The organism is Pseudomonas cichorii (assembly GCF_003700275.1).
Classification (GTDB): domain Bacteria; phylum Pseudomonadota; class Gammaproteobacteria; order Pseudomonadales; family Pseudomonadaceae; genus Aquipseudomonas; species Aquipseudomonas cichorii_B.
The window spans coordinates 1-314 of the sequence record NZ_RBRE01000073.1 but is presented as its reverse complement, the minus strand read 5'-3'; the positions used below and the strand labels follow the sequence as shown (position 1 = coordinate 314).

1 protein-coding gene is annotated in these 314 nt (G+C 59.2%); it reads right to left on the bottom strand.

What is annotated here, in order from left to right; translation table 11 throughout:
- Positions 1-314 (bottom strand): AMP-binding enzyme (locus tag ALQ04_RS19600; RefSeq protein WP_147466613.1); only part of this gene is annotated, 314 nt, incomplete at both ends.

Here is a 314-nt window from a genome sequence, read left to right as displayed (position 1 = left end):
TGGTAGCCGCGACTGATCAGCGCTTGCTGATCCGGCGCTGGCAAGGCCTTGCGGTCCAGCTTGCCGTTATTGGTCAGCGGCAGTGTTTCCAGACGCACATAGGCGGCTGGGACCATATAGTCCGGCAACTGGCCGTTCAGGTGCGCTCTCAGGCTTTCCAGATCAACTTCGGCATCGCTGGCGGTGAAATACGCCACCAGACGCTTGTCGCCCGGCGTATCTTCACGCACCAGCACCACCGCATCTTTTACTGCTGGATGAGCAGCGAGTCTGCTTTCAATCTCTCCCGGCTCGATCCGGAAGCCACGAATCTT